The sequence below is a fragment of the Pseudomonas nunensis genome (assembly GCF_024296925.1).
GTDB lineage: Bacteria > Pseudomonadota > Gammaproteobacteria > Pseudomonadales > Pseudomonadaceae > Aquipseudomonas > Aquipseudomonas nunensis.
Genome location: NZ_CP101125.1, coordinates 1,267,252 through 1,284,277, shown reverse-complemented (window position 1 = coordinate 1,284,277; position 17,026 = coordinate 1,267,252). Strand labels below are relative to the sequence as shown.

The 17,026-nt window shown below is 61.5% G+C and carries 14 protein-coding genes and 1 pseudogene; 9 read left to right on the top strand and 6 right to left on the bottom strand.

Annotated elements, in window-relative coordinates; all coding sequences use genetic code 11:
* Positions 1–100: 100 nt before the first annotated feature.
* Together NK667_RS05715 and NK667_RS05710 are read right to left on the bottom strand one after the other, a co-directional pair.
* Entirely contained in the window at positions 101–1,783 is a 1,683-nt protein-coding gene (locus tag NK667_RS05715) for a methyl-accepting chemotaxis protein (protein ID WP_054051592.1), read from the bottom strand.
* A 193-nt stretch (positions 1,784–1,976) separates the two neighbouring features.
* Positions 1,977–3,293 (bottom strand): Na+/H+ antiporter family protein, encoded by a 1,317-nt coding sequence (locus NK667_RS05710; protein ID WP_161807692.1) that lies wholly within the window; start codon positions 3,291–3,293, stop codon positions 1,977–1,979.
* A gap of 356 nt (positions 3,294–3,649) precedes the next feature.
* Between NK667_RS05710 and NK667_RS32775 the strand changes: the two are divergent.
* The 3 genes and pseudogenes from NK667_RS32775 to NK667_RS05700 all read left to right on the top strand — a co-directional run.
* A pseudogene (locus NK667_RS32775) lies at positions 3,650–4,939 on the top strand (PDC sensor domain-containing protein); the annotation flags it as partial.
* A 102-nt stretch (positions 4,940–5,041) separates the two neighbouring features.
* Positions 5,042–5,797, top strand: coding sequence for a methyl-accepting chemotaxis protein (locus NK667_RS32770; protein WP_420852081.1), 756 nt, complete (start codon positions 5,042–5,044; stop codon positions 5,795–5,797).
* A 323-nt stretch (positions 5,798–6,120) separates the two neighbouring features.
* Positions 6,121–7,803, top strand: coding sequence for an MFS transporter (locus NK667_RS05700; RefSeq protein WP_054617312.1), 1,683 nt, complete (start codon positions 6,121–6,123; stop codon positions 7,801–7,803).
* Between the two features lie 210 nt (positions 7,804–8,013).
* Here the strand turns inward: NK667_RS05700 and NK667_RS05695 are convergent, their stop codons facing one another.
* Genes NK667_RS05695 through NK667_RS05680 form a run of 4 tightly spaced genes read right to left on the bottom strand, consistent with a single transcriptional unit; the run spans position 8,014 to position 10,609 of the window.
* Complete coding sequence (locus NK667_RS05695; RefSeq protein ID WP_054617313.1) at positions 8,014–9,327, bottom strand: sensor histidine kinase; 1,314 nt, start codon at positions 9,325–9,327, stop codon at positions 8,014–8,016.
* Positions 9,324–9,992 carry a response regulator transcription factor gene (locus tag NK667_RS05690; protein WP_054617314.1) on the bottom strand — a complete coding sequence of 223 codons (669 nt, stop codon included), beginning with the start codon at positions 9,990–9,992 and terminating at the stop codon, positions 9,324–9,326. The genes NK667_RS05695 and NK667_RS05690 overlap by 4 nt, the downstream gene beginning before the upstream one ends.
* Before the next feature lie 3 nt (positions 9,993–9,995).
* Positions 9,996–10,301 (bottom strand): PepSY domain-containing protein, encoded by a 306-nt coding sequence (locus NK667_RS05685; protein ID WP_054617315.1) that lies wholly within the window; start codon positions 10,299–10,301, stop codon positions 9,996–9,998.
* A complete protein-coding gene (locus tag NK667_RS05680) occupies positions 10,301–10,609 on the bottom strand; it encodes a PepSY domain-containing protein (protein ID WP_054617316.1) in 309 nt (102 codons plus the stop codon). The genes NK667_RS05685 and NK667_RS05680 overlap by 1 nt, the downstream gene beginning before the upstream one ends.
* Positions 10,610–10,870: 261 nt before the next feature.
* Here NK667_RS05680 and NK667_RS05675 point away from each other — a divergent pair, with 261 nt between their 5' ends.
* The 6 genes from NK667_RS05675 to codA all read left to right on the top strand — a co-directional run bounded on the left by NK667_RS05675 (position 10,871) and on the right by codA (position 16,896).
* The gene (locus NK667_RS05675) at positions 10,871–11,950 is read left to right on the top strand and encodes a hypothetical protein (RefSeq protein ID WP_054617317.1); all 1,080 of its coding nucleotides are present in this window, start codon (positions 10,871–10,873) and stop codon (positions 11,948–11,950) included.
* An 85-nt stretch (positions 11,951–12,035) separates the two neighbouring features.
* Positions 12,036–12,392 carry a 6-carboxytetrahydropterin synthase QueD gene (gene queD / locus NK667_RS05670; protein ID WP_017736453.1) on the top strand — a complete coding sequence of 119 codons (357 nt, stop codon included), beginning with the start codon at positions 12,036–12,038 and terminating at the stop codon, positions 12,390–12,392.
* Positions 12,393–12,502: 110 nt separating this feature from the next.
* A complete protein-coding gene (locus tag NK667_RS05665; protein ID WP_054617318.1) occupies positions 12,503–12,955 on the top strand; it encodes a GNAT family N-acetyltransferase in 453 nt (150 codons plus the stop codon).
* A 341-nt stretch (positions 12,956–13,296) separates the two neighbouring features.
* On the top strand, positions 13,297–14,127 hold the full coding sequence (locus tag NK667_RS05660) for an alpha/beta fold hydrolase (RefSeq protein ID WP_054617319.1): 831 nt from the start codon (positions 13,297–13,299) through the stop codon (positions 14,125–14,127).
* A 239-nt stretch (positions 14,128–14,366) separates the two neighbouring features.
* Entirely contained in the window at positions 14,367–15,638 is a 1,272-nt protein-coding gene (gene codB / locus NK667_RS05655) for a cytosine permease (RefSeq protein ID WP_054617320.1), read from the top strand.
* Positions 15,639–15,651: 13 nt separating this feature from the next.
* Entirely contained in the window at positions 15,652–16,896 is a 1,245-nt protein-coding gene (gene codA / locus NK667_RS05650; RefSeq protein WP_054617321.1) for a cytosine deaminase, read from the top strand.
* The last annotated feature ends 130 nt before the right edge of the window (positions 16,897–17,026 follow it).

The following is a 17,026-nucleotide window of genomic DNA, read 5'->3' as shown; positions in this document are numbered from 1 at the left end:
AGGCCGCGCGGTGTGTCAGGTAAACCGCGAGGCTAGGGTTAACGACTGCTGCGCAGCCGAACGCAGGCTGCGCCAGCTGCTACAGGGAGCGTGTCGCGTTCTAGATCCGGAACTGCCCGACCAATTTACCGAGACGCTGGCCCAGGTCCGCCAGGCTGCGCGATGTCTGCGCACCGAGCTGAGTCTCATCCGCCACGCTGTCCACCGCCACCGCAATCTGATGCACGCTGCGGTTGATCTCTTCCGCCACTGCCGTCTGTTCTTCCGCAGCGCTGGCGATCTGCGCGTTCATCGAGTTGATGGTGCCGATCAACTGCGCCATGGTGTCCAGCGAAGCCCCCGCTTCGTTGGCCTGGGCCGAGGTGCCGTCGCCGGCCTCGCTGGAACGGCGCATGGCTTCCACCGCCGACTGAGTACCGGCCTGCAAACGGTCGATCATGCCCTGGATTTCCTGGGTGCTGATTTGCGTGCGGCTGGCCAGCGCGCGTACTTCGTCCGCCACCACCGCAAAGCCACGACCGGCCTCACCGGCGCGCGCAGCTTCAATGGCCGCGTTGAGGGCCAACAGGTTGGTCTGCTCGGCAATCGAACGGATCACCCCGAGCACGCTGACAATCGATGACACGTCTTTTTGCAGGCTGTCGAGGGACACACCGCTGGTGCGGATGTCGTCCACCAATGCATGAATCTTCACGATGCTGCCGGCCACCACTCGCTTGGCAGCCTGGCCTTCGGCGTCAGTTTGCTGGGCGGCGACGGCGGCGTTCTGCGCGCTCTTGGCAACTTCCTGGGCGGCGGCGGACATCTCGTTGATCGCCGTGGCGACCTGATCCGTCTCATGACGCTGACGCTCCATCGCCTGATCCGAGCGCTGGGCCTGATCGGACACCTGGTTCACCAGCCCGGTCAACTGCGAGGTCATTTCGGTGATCTGACGAACGAGGCCGTGAATCTTGTCGACGAAGCGGTTGAACGAACCGGCCAATTGACCGAGTTCATCTTCGCTGGTGATGGTCAGGCGCCGGGTCAGGTCGCCCTCGCCCGCCGCGATGTCATCGAGGTTGGCTTTCATCAAATTCAGCGGACGCAGAATCGCGTTGGCCAGCAGCATCCCCGCCGCCGCAATCACCAGCAACACCACCACGGCAATCCCGACGATGCTCAGCACCACGCCTTCCATCCGTTCGGTGACCTTGGCCTGCACCAGCGCGACCTGGGCTTCGATGCCGTCGAGGTTGACCGAGGTGCCGACCGCCATGTCCCACTTCGGCAGGTATTCGGTGTAGCCGAGCTTGGGCACCAGCACCTGGGTGTTGCCGGGCAGCGGCGAGCTGTATTCCAGATAGTGGGTGCCGTCCTTCGCGACTTTCACCAGGTCGCGGTTGACGTAGACGCCGTTCGGGTCGCGGTTGTCCTTGAAGCTCTGGCCCACGCCGTCAGGGCTGTTGGACTTGAACAGGCGCACGGTGTTGGAGTCGTAGCCGAAGAAGTAGCCGTCCTTGCCGTAGCTGATGCTCGACAGCAACTTGACCACCTGGGCCCGCGCCGCGTCATCGCCGGGGGCGGCAGCGTCGTAAAGCGGTTTGATCGCGGTCATGGCCACGGCCACGTAACTTTGCAGGGTAGCCTTGGCATCCTTGAGCAGGCTCTGGCGGGTTTCCTCGACCTCCTTGCGCGCCTGTTCCTTGAGAATGAACAGCGTGGTCAGGCTGATGACTAGCGCGAAGAGCAACACCGGGAGAACGGCAAGGGACAGGACTTTAGCCTTCAGGCTCATGCGCATGACGGTTCACTCTTTTGATTTTATTGGCGTGGTTAAAGGCTGTAACGGCAGGCCAGATCAAAAGTTGAGTGAAGCAAACACAGATCAATGTGGGAGCGGGCTTGCTCGCGAAGGCGTCGTGTCAGTCAATGATGAAGTCGACTGACACTCCGTCTTCGCGAGCAAGCCCGCTCCCACATTGGATCTCTGTTGTTCAGAGAACCATCGCTGCCACCCAGCCAAACGCCAGCAGCGGCAGGTTGTAGTGCAGGAAGGTCGGAACCACGGTGTCCCAGATGTGGTGGTGCTGGCCGTCGATGTTCAAACCGGAGGTCGGGCCCAGGGTCGAATCCGATGCTGGCGAACCGGCGTCACCCAGGGCGCCGGCCGTGCCGACGATGCACACGATCGCGATAGGGCTGAAGCCCAACTGCACGCACAGCGGCACGAAGATCGCCGCCAGGATAGGCACGGTGGAAAATGACGAACCGATGCCCATGGTCACCAGCAGGCCGACCAGCAACATCAACAACGCGCCGATGCCTTTGCTGTGGCCGATCCACGATGCAGACGCTTGCACCAGCGTCTGCACGTCACCGGTGGCTTTCATCACTTCGGCGAACCCGGAGGCGGCGATCATGATGAAACCGATCATCGCCATCATCTTCATGCCTTCGGTGAACAGGTCGTCGGTGTCGCGCCATTTCACGATGCCCGATGCCGAGAAAATCAGGAACCCGGACAGCGCACCGATGATCATCGAATCCAGCAGCAACTGAATGATGAACGCCGCCGCGATGGCCACACCGGCTACCATCAGGCTCAACGGGTTGTACGCCACTGCGACCTGCTCGACTTTCTCGATCTTTTCCAGGTCATAGATGCGTTTCTTGCGGTAGCTGATAAACGCCGCTGCCAGGCCAACCACCATGCCCAGTGCCGGAATACCCATGGCATGGGTGACGTTGATGCCGCTGATGTCCACGCCGCTGCGGGCCACGTTGGCCAGCAGGATTTCATTCAGGAAAATGTTGCCGAAGCCCACCGGCAGGAACATGTACGGCGTGATCAGGCCGAAGGTCATGACGCAGGCGATCAAGCGCCGATCCAGTTGCAACTTGGTCAGCACATATAGAAGCGGCGGCACCAGCAACGGAATAAAGGCGATATGTATCGGCAGAATGTTTTGCGATGCGATCGCCACCACCCACAGCAGGCCGATCAATAGCCATTTGACCGAGCCGCCACCGTTGGCGTGCTGGCGATCGACCATCGCCAGGGCTTTGTCAGCCAGCGCATGGGCCAGGCCGGACTTGGCAATCGCCACCGCGAAGGCGCCGAGCAAGGCGTAGGACAACGCCACCGTTGCCCCGCCACCGAGGCCGCTGTTGAAAGCCTTGAGGGTTGCGTCGATGCCCAGGCCACCGGTCAAACCACCGACCAGGGCGCCGACAATCAGCGCGATCACTACGTGCACGCGGGACAAGCTGAGTACCAGCATGACGCCGACCGCGGCAATTACAGCATTAATCATCGTTACCTCTAGGCAAGCGAAATGAGCCCGGCCGGCAGTCTGCGAAGAGCCGCCAGCGGAACAAGGAATGGGTTTTATTAGAGGGCGCGCACTGTGCCGCAGAGAGGGCGTCGTGTCAAAGCGCTTGGGCCATGCCGATGTTACGGATTGTGATAACCGACTTGGATGCACAATTGCTTTTCGTAGGAGCGAGGCTTGCCCGCGATGGCGGTGTGTCAGTCACATCAATGTTGAATGTGCCGACGCCATCGCGGGCAAGCCTCGCTCCTACAGGTCTGATTCGTCCTTAAGAAAGACGATTCGCGGCCGTTACAGTGCAAAGTCTCAGATAAATATCGAATAAGGACGTCTCCATGTCGCTCAGACAACTCTCCATCCAATGGAAAATCACCCTGCTGGCCGGGCTCTGCCTGGCGGGTATCGTGACCCTGTTGGTGGGTCTTTCGCTGTATCGCATGGAGCACAGTTCCGCGCTGGTGAAAGCGTCGAGCATGGAGATGCTCAACGAAGCCGCCCAGGCGCGGATCGAGTCCCAGGGTGAAAACCAGGCGCTGAATATTCGTCAGCAGTTCATGGACGCCTATCAATACGGCCACGGTTTCTCGCGCCAGGTGCTGTTCCTGCGCGATCAGGCCGAAAAGCGTTTTCTCGACGCCTTCGACCTGCGTGAAGACCTGACCCGCCAGGTCAAATCGGCGCTGCAAGCCAACCCGGAACTGCTCGGCCTGTCCCTGGTGTTCGAAGCCAATGCGCTGGACGGCAAGGATGAACTGTTCGCCGGCCAGGCTGAGCTCGGCAGCAACGACAAGGGCCGCTTCGCCCTGTACTGGTCGCAACCGACGCCGGGCAAAGTGACGTCGATGGCCCTGCCGGAAAGCGACATGGCCGACACCAGCACCGGCCCCAGCGGCGAGGCGGCCAACGCCTGGTTCACCTGCCCGCGCACCACGCTCAAGCCGTGTGTGATCGAACCATACTTCTATGTGATCGACGGCCAGAACGTGCTGATGACCAGCATCGTGTTCCCGCTGATGGTCAACGGCAAAGTCATCGCCTCGCTGTCGGTGGACATCAACCTCAACAGCCTGCAAGCGATCAGCCAGGGCGCGAGCAAAAAGCTCTATGACGGCCAGACCAGCGTCAGCATTCTCAGCCCGGTCGGCCTGCTCGCCGGTTACAGCCCAGACGCCAGCAAACTCAGCCAGCGCCTGGACACCGTGGACAAAACCAACGGCGCCGAGCTGATTCGGATGCTCGCCGCCAGCAGCAAAACCGCCAGCCTGCACAGCAATCAGCAGTTGAAAGTGTTGTCGCCGTTCCAGCCGATTCCGGGCGGCAAGCCTTGGGGCGTGTTGCTCGACGTGCCGGAGAAAGTCCTGGTCGGTCCGGCCGAAGCGCTGAAAAAACAACTCGACGAAAGCAACCGCGCCGGCTCGCTGGTCGAGCTCGGTCTGGGTGTGCTCGCCGCGTTGATCGGCCTGCTGCTGGTGTGGTTGATGGCCCGCAGCGTGACCAAACCGATCCTCGGCGTGGCGCATATGCTCGAAGACATCGCCAGCGGCGAAGGTGACCTGACCCGGCGCCTGGCCTATGACAAGAAAGATGAGCTGGGACAGTTGGCCGGCTGGTTCAACCGCTTCCTCGACAAGCTGCAACCGATCATCGCCGAGGTGAAACGCTCGGTGCAGGACGCGCGCAGCACGGCGGACCAATCCTCCGCCATCGCCACCCAGACCAGCGCCGGCATGGAGCAGCAATACCGTCAGGTCGATCAGGTGGCCACCGCTTCCCACGAAATGAGCGCCACCGCCCAGGACGTCGCACGCAGCGCGGCCCAGGCGGCTCACGCAGCACGAGATGCGGATCAGGCGACCCGCCAGGGTTTGACCGTGATCGACCGCACCACCGCCAGCATCGATAACCTCGCCGCCGACATGAGTGCGGCGATGGTGCAGGTCGAAGGCCTGGCGGCGAACAGCGAGAAGATCGGTTCGGTGCTGGAAGTGATTCGTGCGATCGCCGAGCAGACCAACCTGTTGGCGCTTAACGCGGCGATCGAAGCGGCGCGTGCCGGTGAAGCCGGACGCGGTTTTGCCGTGGTGGCCGATGAAGTGCGCAACCTGGCGCGGCGCACCCAGGAGTCGGTCGAGGAAACCCGCCAGGTGATCGAGCAATTGCAGAGCGGCACCCAGGACGTGGTCAACTCGATGAACAACAGCCATCGTCAGGCCCAGGGCAGCGTCGAGCAAGTCGGCCAAGCGGTGACCGCGTTGCGCCAGATCGGCGATGCGGTGACGGTCATCAGCGACATGAACCTGCAAATCGCCAGTGCCGCCGAGGAACAGAGCGCGGTGGCCGAGGAGATCAACAACAACGTCGCGACCATTCGTGACGTGACCGAGTCGCTGTCGGGACAGGCCAATGAGTCGGCGCGGGTCAGCCAGTCGCTGAACAGCCTGGCGAATCAGCAGCAGAGCTTGATGGATCAGTTCCGGGTCTGATTCAAGATCCCTCAAACACCCTAATCCCCTGTGGGAGCGGGCTTGCTCGCGAAAGCGGTGTGTCAGCCGCCATTGATTTCGACTGGCATGGCCTCTTCGCGAGCAAGCCCGCTCCCACAGGATCTCCACAGGTTCTGGGGTTTGAGCGGGCAGCGAGTGGATATTTGCGCGAACGTGATTATGCTTTAGGAAGCTTCGCCGCAACACGAGACTGTCTGTTCCATGCTTCGCGCAATCCCATGACATCAGCCCCAGGGCCTGGGTGCGACAATAAGAGTAATGAGGTGCTCCGGCCTACAACAAGAGCAAGACGGAGAAGACCCATGGCCGTAATCGACAGCACAACCACGGGCACAGGCAGCGCGCCCCACCACAGCATCACCAAGGAGGAGCGCAAGGTCATTTTCGCTTCGTCCCTGGGCACTGTTTTCGAGTGGTACGACTTTTACCTCTACGGCTCCCTCGCCGCGATCATCGCCAAGCACTTCTTCGCTGGCGTCAACGAGACAACCGCCTTCATCTTCGCCCTGCTCGCCTTCGCCGCAGGCTTCGCCGTGCGTCCGTTCGGTGCGATTGTGTTCGGCCGGTTGGGCGACATGATCGGGCGCAAGCACACGTTCCTCATCACCATTGTGATCATGGGTATCTCCACGGCCATCGTGGGTTTCCTGCCCGGCTACGCGACCATCGGCGTAGCGGCGCCGATCATCCTGATCACCCTGCGTCTGCTGCAAGGCCTGGCGTTGGGCGGTGAGTACGGCGGCGCGGCCACGTATGTCGCGGAACATGCGCCGAAAGGTAAACGCGGCTACTTCACCTCGTGGATTCAAACCACCGCGACCCTCGGCCTGTTCCTCTCGCTGCTAGTGATCCTCGCCTGCCGCACCGCGCTCGGCACCGAAGCCTTCGAGGCCTGGGGCTGGCGGATTCCGTTCCTGCTGTCGATCCTGCTGCTGATTGTCTCGGTGTACATCCGCCTGCAACTCAGCGAGTCGCCGGTGTTCTTGAAAATGAAGGAGGAAGGCAAGGCCTCAAAAGCACCGCTGACCGAATCCTTCGCCCGTTGGGAAAACCTGAAAATCGTGATCATGGCCCTGCTTGGCGGCACCGCTGGCCAAGCCGTGGTCTGGTACACCGGGCAGTTCTATGCGCTGTTCTTCCTGCTGCAAACCCTGAAGATCGACCCGCAAACCGCCAACCTGTTGATTGCCGGTTCGTTGCTGATCGGCACGCCGTTCTTCGTGATCTTCGGCAGCCTGTCCGACCGCATCGGCCGCAAGGGCATTATCATGGCTGGCTGCATTCTCGCGGCGTTGACCTACTTCCCGATCTTCCATGCGCTGACCCAATTCGGTAACCCCGACGTGTTCATCGCCCAGGAGAAAAACCCGGTCACGGTGATTGCCAATCCGGACCAGTGTTCCTTCCAGTTCGACCCGGTGGGCAAGGCCAAATTCACCAGTTCCTGCGACCTCGCCAAGACCCTGCTGGCGAAACGGGCCATCCCTTACAAGAATGACAGCGCCGAGCCCGGCACTGTGGCGCAGGTGCGCATCGGCGACAGGGTGATCCCGAGCTTCGAAGGCAGCAACATGCCCGCCGCTGACTTCAAGGCTAAAAACGACGCCTTCACCGCCACCCTCAGCACCGCGCTCAAGGAGGCCGGTTACCCTGAGAAGGCCGACCCGGCGAAGACCAATTACCCGATGGTCCTGCTGTTGCTGACGATCCTGGTGATCTACGTGACCATGGTTTACGGCCCGATTGCCGCGTGGCTGGTCGAGCTGTTCCCGGCGCGCATCCGCTACACCTCGATGTCGCTGCCCTATCACATCGGCAATGGCTGGTTCGGCGGGTTCCTGCCGACGGTGGCGTTTGCCATGGTCGCGGCTACCGGGGATATCTATTACGGGTTGTGGTACCCGATTGTGATTGCGGTGATGACGGCGGTGCTGGGGATCTTCTTTATGCCGGAAACCAAGGATCGGGAGATTCATCACACATAAGAACGGCACTGGCCTCATGGCTGGCGTTTATCTGTGGCGAGGGGGCTTGCCCCCGTTGGACTGCGCAGCAGGCCCGCTTTTTTTGGGGCCGCTTCGCAACCCAACGGGGGCAAGCCCCCTCGCCACAGGCAAGCCCCCTCGCCACAGGCAAGCTCCCTCGCCACAGGCAAGCTCCCTCGCCACAAGTTGCTCATTGTTTGGACTTCAGTGTCAGCGCTTGGGCAGTTCGATCACGACTTTCAGCCCACCCCACTCGCTTTCCTGCAACAGCAACGTGCCGCCCCAGGTGTCGACGATGTCGCGCACGATGCCCAGTCCCAGGCCATGCCCATCGGTCTGTTCATCCAGCCGCGTGCCGCGACTGAACACCTGGGCGCGCTGGTCTTCGGGAATGCCCGGGCCGTCGTCTTCCACGCTCAGTTCAAATTTGTCGGCCATTTCGACCACGCTCAAGCGAACCTCGGCGTCCGCCCATTTGCAGGCGTTATCCAGCAGATTGCCGAGCAGTTCCAGCAAGTCCTCGCGGTCCCAGGGCAGCAGCAAACCGGCGGGTGCGCGGTAGCTCAGCTCAAGGTGTTCGCCGTGAATCATGTTCAACGTGGCGAGTAACCCCGGCAGCTCCGCATCGCAATCGAACAACACACCGGGCAAGGCATCGCCGGACAACCGGGCGCGATTGAGTTCGCGATTGAGCCGTTGCTGCACCTGTTCCAGCTGTTGCTGGATGACCTTGCGCAGCTCCGGGTGAGCATCGAGTTTTTCGCTGGATGCCAGGCTGAGCAACACCGCCAGCGGTGTTTTCAAGGCATGCCCGAGGTTGCCCAGGGCATTGCGCGAACGCTTGAGGCTGTCTTCGGTGTGGGCGAGCAAATGGTTGATCTGCGCCACCAGTGGCTCCAGCTCCACCGGCACCTGATCGTCCAGTTGCGAGCGCTGGCCTTGCTGCAGTTGCGCGATTTGCTCGCGGGCCTTTTCCAGTGGACGCAAGGCGCGGCGCACGGTGATCCGTTGCAGCAGCAGAATCAGCAGCAACCCTGCCAACCCGAGCCCGAGCCCGACCTGTTGCATGCGCAAAAAGCTCTCGCGCACCGGCGTGTAATCCTGCGCCACGCTGATGGAAATCGATTGGCCCAGACGCCGATAGTCCGAGCGCAGGATCAGCAGTTGCTGGCCTTCCGGGCCGAGTTGCAGATTGCTGTGTAACCCAGCGTAATCCAGCCGTGGCAATTCCTGATCCCACAACGAACGTGAGCGCCAGTGGCTGTCGGCAAAATCGATGCGGAAGTAATGCCCGGAAAACGGCCGTTGATAGGCCGGCGCCAAATGTCGTTCATCCAGTTGCAAACCCTGGGGCCCGCGCACCAACGCGGCCAGCAGGTTTTCACTGTCGTTGCGCAGCCCGGCTTCGAGGTAGCGCTGCAAGCCCATTTCGAACAGCCACAAACTGGTTTGCGCCAGCACCAGGCCGACGATCACCATCACGCTGATCAGGCCCAGACTCAAGCGGCGCTGGATCGACCTCACTGGGCTTGCCCGCCGAACAGGTAACCCTGGCCGCGACGGGTTTCGATCACGCTGCGCCCGAGCTTGCGCCGCAGGTGGTTGACGTGAACTTCCAACACATTCGAATCACGCTCGGTTTCACCGTCGTAGAGGTGTTCGGCGAGGTGACTTTTGGAGAGGATCTGTTCGGGGTGCAGCATGAAATAGCGCAGCAGACGGAATTCGGCGGCGGTGAGCTGAATGTCGGCGCCGTCGCGGGTCACGCACTGGCGACCTTCATCCAGGTGCAGCCCGGCGGCCTTGAGCGTTGGCTGGTTGGCCTGGCCGTGGGAGCGGCGCAACAACGCCTGGACTCGCAAGTGCAGTTCTTCAGGGTGAAAGGGTTTGCTCAGGTAATCATCGGCGCCAGCCTTGAGGCCTTCGATGCGTTCGGCCCAGGAATCCCGTGCGGTGAGGATCAGCACCGGCGTCGACAACCCTCCGGCGCGCCATTGGGTCAGCACTTCGAGCCCCGGCAAACCCGGCAGGCCGAGGTCGAGGATGATCAGGTCATAAGGTTCGCTGCTGCCCTGGTACACCGCGTCGCGCCCGTCGGCCAGCCAGTCCACGGCGTAGCCCTGGCGGTTGAGGCCGGTCATCAATTCGTCGGCCAGGGGCACGTGGTCTTCCACCAGCAGCAATCGCATCGGTCAATCTTCCTTGTCTTTCAATAAACGGCCAGTGGCGGCCTCGATGTCCAGCTCGCGGACCACGCCTTCGGTGGTCAGCAACTCGACTTCATAAATGTAGACGTCGTGTTTTTCTTCGAGCTCGGCTTCCAGCAACTTGGACCCGGGATAGCGATCCAGCGCCTGTTGCAGCAGTTGTTCGAGCGGCAGGATCACGCCCTGCTGACGCAAGCGCAGGGCTTCGTCCTGATCCAGGTCGCGGGCCATGACCACCGAGCAAAATGCCAGAAGCCCCAGCGTCATGCGTGAAACGGAAAACACCTTCATTACGTATCCTGATGATCCTTGAGAACCTGCCCGCTGACAGCGTCCAATTCCAGGTCCCACTCAATGCCCTGCGGGTCACGCAGTTCCACCTGGTAGATGTACTTGCCGTACTCTTCTTCCAGCTCGGTTTCGGTAACCTTGGCGCCCGGGTGTTTGGCCAGGGCGATGGCATTGAGCTTCTCGAAAGACACAATGGTACCAGCGTCGCGCAACCTCAGGGCTTCGTCGGGGCCCAGGTCTCGGGCGTGGGCGAGGCTGGCAGTCATGGCGAGAATGGACGCGGTGAACAGGGCAGTCAGGGTTTTCATGGGGTGTCTCCGTATTTTTATGTGTTGCGTACGGGGTGCACCATAGCGGGGCGAACTTAACTGAAACTGAATTGCCATCATTGGTCATGACAACACAGCACACACAATATGCATAAAACCCGTGGGAGCGGGCTTGCTCGCGAAAGCGGTGTGTCAGGCAACATGTGTATCGACTGACACACCGCTTTCGCGAGCAAGCCCGCTCCCACAGGGGGATTTTGGATGTCTATAATCCCCCGCTTGCCAGACATCGAGACCGGTATGACCGCTATCCACATCAAGTTCCCGTCCCTGACCCTCAAGGCCGGCCCTCGGGCCTTTGCGCGCATTCGTGAAAACGGCCTGAGCGCCACCGACGTCGGCACGCTGCCGGGCGCGGCCGGTGGGCCCAAGGCGTTGGGGATTCAAGGTCTGGACCTGGCGCTGTTCGGCGAATGGCTGCCGACGGCACCGCGAGAGCGATCGTTGATTGGTGCGTCGGTGGGTTCCTGGCGGTTTGCCAGCGCTTGTTTGCCGGACGCCGCCGAAGGCATCCAGCGACTCGGTCATCTGTACACCGAGCAGAATTTCGACAAAGGCGTGACCATGGCGCAGATCAGCCAGAGCTCCCGGCGCATGCTCGATGAGCTGCTGGACGGGCGCGACGCCACGATCCTCGACAATGCGCATTACCGACTCAACATCATGGTGGTCAAAAGTCACGGTCTGCTCGCCCATGACCATCGCGGTCGCCTGGGGCTGGGCCTGTCGTCGGTGATCGCCGACAACCTGCGGGGCCGCGCGCGGCTGTCGCGGCATTTCGAGCGGTTGATCATCCACGACCCGCGCCTGGCGCCGCCGGTCAATGCGCTGAATGACTTCCCGTCGCGTTTCGTCGCGCTGAACGCCGGCAACTTGCGTCAGGCCTTGCTGGCGTCGGGCTCGATCCCGATGGTCATGGAAGGCGTGCGGGACTTGCCCGGCGCCGGCGCCGGGACCTTTCGCGACGGCGGTTTGTTGGACTATCACCTCGACTTGCCCTACAGCGGCAACGACATCGTGCTGTATCCGCACTTCACCGACCGGATCATTCCCGGCTGGTTCGACAAGACCCTGCCGTGGCGCCGCGCCTGTCCGACGCGCTTGCAGGATGTCCTGCTGCTGGCGCCGTCGAAGGATTACCTGGCGCGCCTGCCCTACGGCAAACTGCCGGATCGTAATGACTTCAAGCGCTTCATGGGCGATGCGCCGAGCCGGCAGAAATACTGGCGCGCGGCGATGGAGGAAAGCCGTCGGATGGGCGACGAGTTCCTCGAACTGGCCGCCAGTGGTCGCCTCGGCGAGCGCTTGCTGACCCTTTAGTCAGTGTTTTGCCCGGCGCTCTGGTAAACTCGCCGCCTGCCCACATCGCCGCGGCGATCGCCACCTGACAGAGCTGAAAATCACTGTGGAAATCTTCAAAGAGTTTACGTTCGAATCCGCCCACCGCCTGCCCCACGTACCGGACGGTCACAAGTGCGGTCGCCTGCACGGTCACTCGTTCAAAGTGGCGATCCACTTGAGCGGCGACCTCGATCCGCATACCGGCTGGATCCGCGACTTCTCGGAAATCAAGGCGATCTTCAAGCCGTTGTATGAGCGCCTCGATCACAACTATTTGAACGACATTCCTGGCCTGGAAAACCCGACCAGCGAAGTGCTGGCCAAGTGGATCTGGACCGAGTTGAAGCCACTGCTGCCGGAACTCAGCGCGATTCGTATCCACGAAACCTGCACCAGCGGCTGCATTTATCGCGGCGAATAAAACAGCTGATTCAAAAGAACCACCGGCGACGGTGGTTTTTTTATGCCTGTCGTTTCGCCTCCACGCCGAGTACAGTCAGGCCCCATCCTTGGCCCGAAGGAACCCGCCTCATGTCACTGCTCATTCGCCCCGCTACGCTTGAGGATATCGCGCAGATCGAGGCCATCGTCGAGGCGGCTTACTCGCCTTACATCGAGCGTATCGGCCGTAAACCGGCGCCGATGCTGGATGACTACGCCAGCCAAGTGCTGGCCAGGCGCGTGCACGTGCTCGCCGACCAACAGGCACTCAGCGGTTTTGTGGTACTGATCGACACCGAAGAGTATTTGCTGCTGGACAACATCGCGGTCAGCCCGGCGTTCAAGGGCCAAGGCCATGGCCGGCAGTTACTCGAGTACGCCGAACGCCATGCGCGAGAAGCGGGTTACCCGACGATCCGGCTCTACACCAACGAAGCCATGAGCGAAAACATCGCGCTGTACACCCGCCGCGGGTATGTCGAAACCCATCGGGTCGAAGAGAACGGCTTGCGTCGGGTGCACATGAGTAAAGTATTGGGCTAGACACAGGATCAGCGTCCGGCACAACCTCCTGTGGGAGCGAGCTTGCTCGCGATGGCGGTCTGTCAGCCACCTTGATGTTGAATACGCAGACGCTATCGCGAGCAAGCTCGCTCCCACAATGGATCTTCGCTGGACACAGAATCAGCGTCTGGCCCAAGTCCCCTGTGGGAGCGGGCTTGCTCGCGAAGGGGCCGGGCTAGCCAACATCAATAGTGACTGATACACCGCTTTCGCGAGCAAGCCCGCTCCCACAGGGGGGAATGCGTTTCGTCAGGTGTTGCATTCGTCCTGTCCTAAGATGCCTATGCTTTTTGGCTCCCCCCCGCCAAGAGGACACCCCCATGACTGACTGGCCTCTGCCTCAAACCTATCGCTTCAACGGGCACTCCGTTCGCTACGCCGTGCGCGGCGACGGCCCGCCGTTGGTGTTTGTGCATGGCACGCCGTTTTCTTCTTACGTGTGGCACCGCATCGCGCCGCATTTCATCGCCACGCATCGGGTGCATTACTTCGATCTGCTGGGCTACGGGCAATCCGAGAAAAACGACGGTGATGTATCCCTCGGCGTGCAGAACGATCTGCTGGCCCAGTTGCTCGACCACTGGGGCCTGGAGCAACCCGACGTGGTGGCCCACGATTTCGGTGGCGCCACCGCCCTGCGCACGCATCTGTTGAATGGCAAAAACTACCGCAGCCTGACCCTGATCGACCCGGTGGCGCTGACGCCTTGGGGCTCGCCGTTCGTGCAGCATGTTCGTCAGCATGAAGCGGCGTTCAGTGGAATACCCGACTACATCCAGCGCGCCATTGTGCCGACCTATATTCGCGGCGCGATCAAGCGCGATATTTCTGAGCATGAACTGGCGCCCTACGTGCAACCATGGCTGGGGGAACCGGGGCAAGCGGCGTTCTATCGGCAGATCGCGCAAATGGACGAGCGCTACACCCGCGAGGCCGAAGCGCTGTACCCGACAATCCGCTGCCCGGTGCAGATCCTGTGGGGCGAGGATGATCAGTGGATTCCCATCGAGCGCGGTCAGGCGCTGCACGGGATGATTCCGGGCTCGCGTTTCCACGCCATTCCAAACGCCGGACACCTGGTGCAAGAAGATGCGCCGGAAGCGATCGTCGCGGCGTTGCTGTGGTTTCTGCCTTTACACAAATCCCCCTGACGAAACCGATTCCCCTGTGGGAGCGGGCTTGCTCGCGAATGCGGTGAACCAGTCGCCATTGATACTGCTGACACACCGCTTTCGCGAGCAAGCCCGCTCCCACATGGGTCTTGTGTTGCGCCATCTGCACCGCTTTCGCGCCCTGATCCCCCGCCTCGTCTATAAATAACCCCATCACCTCACGCTTGGCACGACCACTGCAACCCTCCCCGCGTCTCTCATCCAGCAAGGAACGCCCCATGACGCAGAACGATCCGGGAAACGATTACCCCCTCAGCGAAGTCCCGATGCACGCCCGCAAAGGCCTCGCCTCCACCGCCATGGTGCTGCTCGGTTTCACCTTCTTCACCGCGACCATGTTCGCCGGCGGCAAGCTTGGCGTGGCGTTCAGTTTTGGCGAGATGATGGCGGTGATTGTCGTCGGCAATCTGCTGCTGGGGATCTACGCCGCAGGCCTTGGTTACATCGCCTTCAAGAGCGGCCTCAACTCGGTTTTGATGGGCCGTTTCTGTTTCGGTGAGGTGGGCAGCAAGCTCAGTGACTTGATCCTCGGGTTCACCCAGATCGGCTGGTACGCCTGGGGCACGGCCACGGCTGCCGTGGTGCTGGGCAAGTATTTCGAACTGGAACAAGGCACGGTGCTCGGGCTGATGGTGCTGTTCGGCCTGGTGTTTTGCGCAACCGCGTATGTCGGTTATCGCGGACTGGAGATCCTGTCGTACATCGCGGTGCCGGCGATGATGTTGCTGCTGATGCTGTCGATGTGGGTCGCCACGCTCAAGGTCGGCGGGCTCGACGGATTGCTCGCCGTGGTGCCGACCGGCACGCTGGATTGGTCGACGGCGATTACCCTGGTGTTCGGCACCTTCGTCAGCGGCGCCACCCAAGCGACCAACTGGACGCGCTTCTCCCGTTCGGCGCGGGTCGCAGTGCTGGCGAGCCTGATCGGCTTCTTCATCGGCAATGGCCTGATGGTGCTGATCGGCGCCTACGGAGCCATCGTCTATCAGCAGCCAGACGTGGTCGAAGTGCTGCTGTTGCAAGGCTTCGCCATGGCCGCGATGGCGATGTTGTTGCTCAATATCTGGAGCACCCAGGACAACACCATCTACAACTTCGCCGTTGCCGGTTGCAACCTGCTGCGCACCGGGCGGCGCAAAACTGTGACCCTGGCCGGCGCGGTGATCGGCACCTTGCTCGCGCTGCTGGGCATGTACGACATGCTGGTGCCTTATCTGATTTTGCTCGGCACGGTGATTCCGCCGATTGGCGGTGTGATCATGGCGGACTTTTTCTTCCGTTATCGCGGTCAATATCCTCGACTGGCCGATGCGCGGCTGCCGGCGTTCAACTGGCCCGGCCTGAGTGCTTATGCGGTCGGCACAGTCGCCGCATTCAGCTCGCCGTGGGTCGCGCCGCTGGTAGGCATCGCCGCTGCCGCGCTAACGTATGTGATATTGACCGGCGTGCTGGGTATCCGCACTGCCGATGCACCACTACAAGATCTATAAAAGGATTCGCCTGATGCACATCATCAACGCCCGCCTGCGCAACCAAGAAGGCCTGCATGAGTTGCACCTGGAAAACGGCCTGATCGGCAACATCGCCCGGCAGACCGAAGCCCCGACCCTGGGCCCCGACGACCTCGACGCCGGCGGCAACCTGGTGGTGCCACCTTTCGTCGAGCCGCACATCCACCTCGACGCCACGCTGACCGCCGGCGAGCCGCGCTGGAACATGAGTGGCACGCTGTTCGAAGGCATCGAATGCTGGGGCGAGCGCAAGGCGACCATCACCCTCGAAGACACCAAGACCCGCGCGAAGAAAACCATCCAGGCCTTGGCCGCCCACGGCATCCAGCATGTGCGCACCCACGTCGATGTCACCGACCCGACCTTGACCGCGCTCAAAGCCATGCTGGAAGTACGCGAAGAAAGCCGTCACCTGATCGACCTGCAGATCGTCGCGTTCCCCCAGGAAGGCATCGAGTCGTACCGCAACGGTCGCGAGCTGATGGAAGAAGCCATTCGCATGGGCGCCGATGTGGTCGGCGGCATTCCACATTTCGAGTACACCCGGGATCAGGGCGTGAGTTCGGTGAAGTTCCTGATGGACCTGGCCGAGCGCACCGGTTGCCTGGTGGACGTGCACTGCGATGAAACCGACGACCCGCATTCACGCTTCCTCGAAGTACTGGCCGAAGAAGCCCGCAGCCGCGACATGGGTTCGCGGGTTACGGCCAGCCACACCACGGCGATGGGCTCCTACGACAACGCCTACTGCGCCAAACTGTTCCGCTTGCTCAGCCATTCCGGGATCAGCTTCGTCTCCTGCCCGACCGAAAGCATTCACCTGCAAGGACGCTTCGATAACTTCCCGAAACGCCGTGGCGTAACCCGGGTCAACGAGCTGCTCGAAGCGGGGATGAACGTGTGTTTCGGCCAGGATTCGATCGTCGATCCTTGGTATCCGCTGGGCAACGGCAACATCCTGCGGGTGCTCGAAGCCGGCCTGCATATCTGCCACATGCTCGGCTACCGCAACCTGCAAAGTGCGCTGGATCTGGTGACAGACAACAGCGCCAAGGCCATGGCGTTGGGGGACCGTTATGGACTCGAGCGCGGGCGGCCGGCGAATTTGCTGATCCTGTCGGCGGACAGTGATTACGAGGTGATTCGTAGCCAGGGTCTGCCGCTGTATTCGATTCGCGGCGGAGAGGTGTTGATGAAGCGGCAGATGCCGGTGGTTGAATGGGCGCAACCGGTTTGAATTTTCGCTGACCGGGCGGGCCTCTTCGCGAGCAAGCCCGCTCCCACATTAGGTCTGTGTCGAACACAAAATTTGTGTCCACTGAACATCCCATGTGGGAGCGGGCTTGCTCGCGAAGGCAATCTGGAAT